The organism is Acidovorax sp. KNOB132 (assembly GCF_057541515.1).
The window spans coordinates 1-4759 of the sequence record NZ_BAAJYT010000265.1; the positions used below are offsets into that span (position 1 = coordinate 1).

Here is a 4759-nt window from a genome sequence, read left to right on the forward strand (position 1 = left end):
AAAAGCGTCTCCTGTTGACCCCTCCCACATGATTCGCATGATGTTCTTCGCAATCTCCATTGCGGAGCTTGTAAGCGAAACGAGTGGTGAGAATTGAACACGCCTAACGATTGGCTGGTCGATCAAATCTGACAGTTGATGATGCAAATCAGCAGTATTGATTTTAAATCTCTCGAAACTGCTGCCGCCTTTCATTGACACCCCGGTTATCGTTGTTGAATCTACCATTAAGCCAAAGCCTTTTTTCGCCTCTAATATGTCATTCTTGATGTCATATGTCGAAAAATTACCACTTGAAGGCAGCGTTAGTCCGTATCCATCGAAAACATCATGGAACTTCAAATCTAAGTCAGATGATATAGTCTTCGATACAAATACTCCACTGCTGCTGAGCATCTCAGCCGACATCTCAAATGGTTTACCTAAGCTGGCTACAGCGCTTACAGGTGCGTGAAGCGAACTAAACAAGTTCGTGAATTCATCGACGTCTCGACTCCGAAAGATAATACGAGAAACAGCGGAAGATTTTTTTTTCTGCGTCGAAGGCCATATCATTTTAGCGAATAACACTTTCACGGAATTGTTAAAACATCCTAGATAAGCGTTAGGCTCGAAAATCCGATAAATTCTTGCACTCTGTAATCATGATTACGTCCCTGACTCGGCATCCGTTTTCATCTTGAGTTCAGCTAGCCGTGAGTAGAGGTTTGCATCGGTGAATACCTCAAGGGCAATGGCTACCTGCGAGGTGTGCGCTGCTACGCATTTGTGGTTGACTGCATGCGGAATCTCATCGTCGGCGCCCAGTCGTTTGACCACTCGGCAGCAGACAGGGTCGCGTGAGCATCCCTGTTGAACGACACCGGCCCCCTGAAAAGGCGCGAAACCCCATCAAGGCAGAAAAGGTGAGCATTAGTGATTTGGCTCGCGCAAAGCCTGAGCTTTTGGCGGTGCCTGCTGAAGAACGATGGTTCGAGCAGAGCTTGAGCTTGCTAAGCGCGGGCACAGCCACTCGGGATGTCAAAAACATGGTCTGCACTCATCCGAAGGATTTGCGAAAAATTCGGCGGTTAGCAAATAGACATCACGTCTTTTAAAAGTGATTTGCATCATTTTCGGCAGCAAATTTGCGCAACCGAATTTAGTAGTCAGGGACGAGACTTACCGACCTTCCAATTGGCTGGACAGCCCTCAAGGCGGCAATAACGCTGTTAATAAAAGAAATTAGTGCTTCCTGACGGCGGCGAAGATTCATCTGCGTTGCAGTTGAAGGAAGGTAGGTAGGTAGTTCATCATTCAAGAAATACGACATTGAATGAAACAAATCCTACGCTGGCGCATGCCTAAAAGTTCCTGCCCGCGCTCTTTTTTGCAAATTAATAGCGCTTAACTGTTATGCGCTTCGTAAATCGCGCATAGCACGTGGCGTGCTTTCTGCAGCCGTAGTAAAAACGAACCATTCGAAGCAATGAAGAATTTCTGGGTGTATTTGCATACAGCGCAAACTTGCTTCATCCTCTGATGTCTCTTTTCGTACTCATGAAGGAACTAAAAATGCCATATGGAGTGAGCACGAAGTCAGGATTTTCTAGCCAAACAACGATGCATGAATTTCGCAAATTCATTGAAATAGTTAAATCAAACGATATTAATATTGGTTGCCAGCAGAATTTCAAAGCACAAGCAACTGTACAAAATCAGTTATCGTACCTATTTTTAATCAGTGCTCAGATGGTTAACTTAATGAACGGAGCACTAGCCATCGTGACAATAAAGGAGCTGTCCCAAGATGCAGAGTGGGGAAATTCTGATTTTTCCGGACTTGTAGGGTCAGTTACTCAACTGGCTATTGACACCGCTATATCAGTAACAGACTCGCTTGCCGCAACTATTGCTCATGCCAAGAAATGGCTCGCCATAGAACAGGGTGCAGAAGTTGAGGGTCTGAAAGAAGTGCTCTCTGCAGGCGAAATATATTTAAAACTTCTAAAAAATTTGGCGCTACAGACCCATTTATCTGCATTGCATCAGGGTCTGCTTGGTGCAGAGAATAATGGGCTAGGGGTCGCAATTCGAAAGCTAGGTTTGGACATGCAGCCCGCTAGTGACTGTCTACGAAGAATCGCTGCTCAAATATTAAGCGTGCAGTTAATGATAGAAGTTCTTGACGCAGAAAGAAAAACAGTCAATCGGCTCTTCTAGAAATCTTCTACTACTGAAGTTCAGATTTCATTCAATGGCGCAGAAAATATTATGAGAAAAAATATGCGAGGGACCATTACTTTTGAGATGCTCACTCAGGCATCGCACGAAGATTTCTGGCAAAAATTTGCAGTTGCACGAACAAAAAACCGTTTTTTCCTGGGAGAAGACGCAGACATTTAATGCAGAGGTTGTGCTTATCGATCACGCATCAAATATCACTGATTCTGGTGTTTTTTTCCCATGCGTGGTATGGGTTGGTTGGGAAGGTCCCCCTACCCAAGTAGGAATCGAGTGGGCAGGCTGCCTGCCTGCCGACTACACGGTTGCTCAAGTCATCGACATACTTGATCGTGCGGCGGTATTTTTAATGGATTGGAAAGCGCGAAAGCAGGTAATACAGGCTATTACGACTCCCGCCGAAGTACCGATGTGCGAACAATCGGAACATTCACACACGGCAGTTCCCGCTAAACAGCAGTTGGGTGTGTTTCTCACACTGGACATAGACAAAAGTACAGCGCCCCTCCACCGCTTGAAGGCGTGGATCTTTCTTGATTCACCGTACGACACCCTTGCCTGTACGAGAGCGCTGGCCTTAATGGCGAATGAGTACGTCTCGGTCGAGCAGCTTCAAACCCATTGCGACATTGGGCATCGGGAAGTTGCTGAGTTACTGGATGAATTACGTCGTCGCAATCTTTTGGAATCAGCCGCTGAGCTGCAGGGCTTGCCGGAAGTGTTTGCGCCGACGTCAGCAGGCTTCACACTTACGCACAAAGGTTTTGTACGTCGGCTCACTCGTTGGCTACGGGAGGCAACCGGCAATGACTGAAATAGTTGCTGCTACCCCCATACCGCGCATCGCGTTCCTAGGGCCAATGGGTATTGGTAAAACCACTGCCTTACGCTCTTTATGCAGCAATGGAATGGTCGGTTGCGATGTCCCTAATTCAGATAAAGCTATCGATATTAAAGAATTCACCACAGTAGGCGTTGAATTTGGCCGGATAGATCTGGGTGAAGGCGAGTTCGTGCAAGTTTGTGGATGTCCTGGGCAGAACCGGTTCGACTTCGTTCGTGACTGGATTGTTTCTGTTTCAGTCGGTCTGTTTCTATTGATCGACGTTAACAGCGATGATGCCGTTGAAATGGCGGGAACATTGCTTACCAAAGCAGCAGCAGCAACTGGCCAAGCACCATCGGTTTTAGTTCTCAGCAGCCGCCCCGCCCCTCTCGCTACGGTGCAGTCATTCGCAAATGCCCTTCTCGCTACAGGCCACGGTGTTATGCCTGTGATGGAAGTGGATGTGCGCTCTCGCGCCCAACTGCTCAATGCGCTTCAAGTCCTAGTTTCAATGCTCTCTCTGCGCACTTAATCAAATGTCACGGCCTTTACCACGTCTTAATTCGTCATTGATTGAACGAGGACAGCGATTGCTGACTGCGTATGGTTCTTCTACCACCGGTTTACAACTGGCTTTGCTTGCAACACCAGACGGCTTCGAGATTGCTTCCGTACTCAATCGTGGAAAACTGCAGGGCAGTCGTATTGCCGCAATGGCCAGTTCGATGATGGCAATGGCGAGCGCTGTTGGACGGGAAATCCAGAGTACTGAATGCAGGCGTCTTACCTTTGAAGCAGATGCAAATTCCGTAGTTCTTCACTCCGTTGCCGGGAAACCGCCCTGTATTTTGTGTGTCGTGGTAAACAAAGATGCATTATTAGGTCAAGTTTTTTGGTCCATTGGAGAAATTGTTCGTGAAATGGAGAGTGATTAAACCAGCCTCTGTAATCGGCGCACTTTCATTATTTTTAGATATTTTATAACTCCCTGGAAAATCGTCATGGCAAGCATTAATGAATCGCTGAAACAGTTGGTCGAGATTGATGGTGCGATTTGCGCGGCAATTGTGGATAGCGGCAGTGGCATGCTGCTGGGTAGTGCCGGGACTGGAGTGGATATGGAACTCGCCGCCGCCGGTAACACAGAGGTGGTGAGGGCCAAAATAAAAACAATGCGTTCTCTTGGGGTCGAAGACACAATCGATGATATTTTGATTACCCTAGGTAAGCAATATCACATTATCAGACCGCTGGCTTCAAAAGATGGGGTTTTCGTTTATATAGTTCTCGACAAACTTAAAGCGAATCTTGCGCTTGCACGCCGCAAAGTGCAGGATGTGGAGAAATTAATAGAGTTTTGATTCATCGATACAGTGAAGAGCAATCAGATGACCAAAGTCAATCACTCCATTTCCTGCGTGCAGTGCAACTGGTATTTAAACAAAAAATTCAGAAAAAGCTTTTCGCATAAGACCCTCATGAAAAAGATACCAGTTGGCAGCCACTTTTTTAAAACGAAAACTAGCATCAACAAATGACGCAGACAACCAATATCGTTCCGAAGTTCGGAAAAAAGCGGATGGCTACCGCGATAGCTGCTTTCGCATTGCTCAGTGGCTGTGGCGGTGGCGGGGAGTCCGCCGACAAGTCGCCAACTGGTAATCCTCCACCAGCACCAGCACCAGCTCCAGCACCAGCACCAGCACCAGC

Annotated in this window: 6 protein-coding genes; 5 read left to right on the forward strand and 1 reads right to left on the reverse strand. The window is 47.0% G+C overall.

Annotated features, from left to right (window positions below; all coding sequences use genetic code 11):
• A partial coding sequence (locus tag AC27IO_RS20515) for a hypothetical protein (protein WP_498740490.1) occupies window positions 1-576 on the reverse strand: 576 nt, incomplete at its 3' end.
• A gap of 945 nt (window positions 577-1521) precedes the next feature.
• Between AC27IO_RS20515 and AC27IO_RS20520 the strand changes: the two genes are divergently transcribed.
• From AC27IO_RS20520 to AC27IO_RS20540, 5 genes are all read left to right on the forward strand, one after another.
• Complete coding sequence (locus tag AC27IO_RS20520) at window positions 1522-2202, forward strand: hypothetical protein (protein ID WP_498740492.1); 681 nt, start codon at window positions 1522-1524, stop codon at window positions 2200-2202.
• Between the two features lie 127 nt (window positions 2203-2329).
• Window positions 2330-3037, forward strand: a complete 708-nt coding sequence (locus AC27IO_RS20525) for a hypothetical protein (protein WP_498740493.1) — start codon at window positions 2330-2332, stop codon at window positions 3035-3037.
• The gene (locus tag AC27IO_RS20530) at window positions 3030-3581 is read left to right on the forward strand and encodes a GTP-binding protein (protein ID WP_498740495.1); all 552 of its coding nucleotides are present in this window, start codon (window positions 3030-3032) and stop codon (window positions 3579-3581) included. Before AC27IO_RS20525 ends, AC27IO_RS20530 begins: the two co-directional genes overlap by 8 nt.
• A 58-nt stretch (window positions 3582-3639) precedes the next feature.
• A complete protein-coding gene (locus AC27IO_RS20535; RefSeq protein ID WP_498740497.1) occupies window positions 3640-3984 on the forward strand; it encodes a roadblock/LC7 domain-containing protein in 345 nt (114 codons plus the stop codon).
• Between the two features lie 66 nt (window positions 3985-4050).
• On the forward strand, window positions 4051-4410 hold the full coding sequence (locus tag AC27IO_RS20540; RefSeq protein ID WP_498740498.1) for a hypothetical protein: 360 nt from the start codon (window positions 4051-4053) through the stop codon (window positions 4408-4410).
• The last annotated feature ends 349 nt before the right edge of the window (window positions 4411-4759 follow it).

Bases quoted from the DNA above. Each gene is read 5' to 3' on its own strand.
- AC27IO_RS20520 (WP_498740492.1), top strand. From the start codon at position 1,522: ATGTCTCTTTTCGTACTCATGAAGGAACTAAAAATGCCATATGGAGTG.
- AC27IO_RS20530 (WP_498740495.1), top strand. From the start codon at position 3,030: ATGACTGAAATAGTTGCTGCTACCCCCATACCGCGCATCGCGTTCCTA.
- AC27IO_RS20540 (WP_498740498.1), top strand. From the start codon at position 4,051: ATGGCAAGCATTAATGAATCGCTGAAACAGTTGGTCGAGATTGATGGT.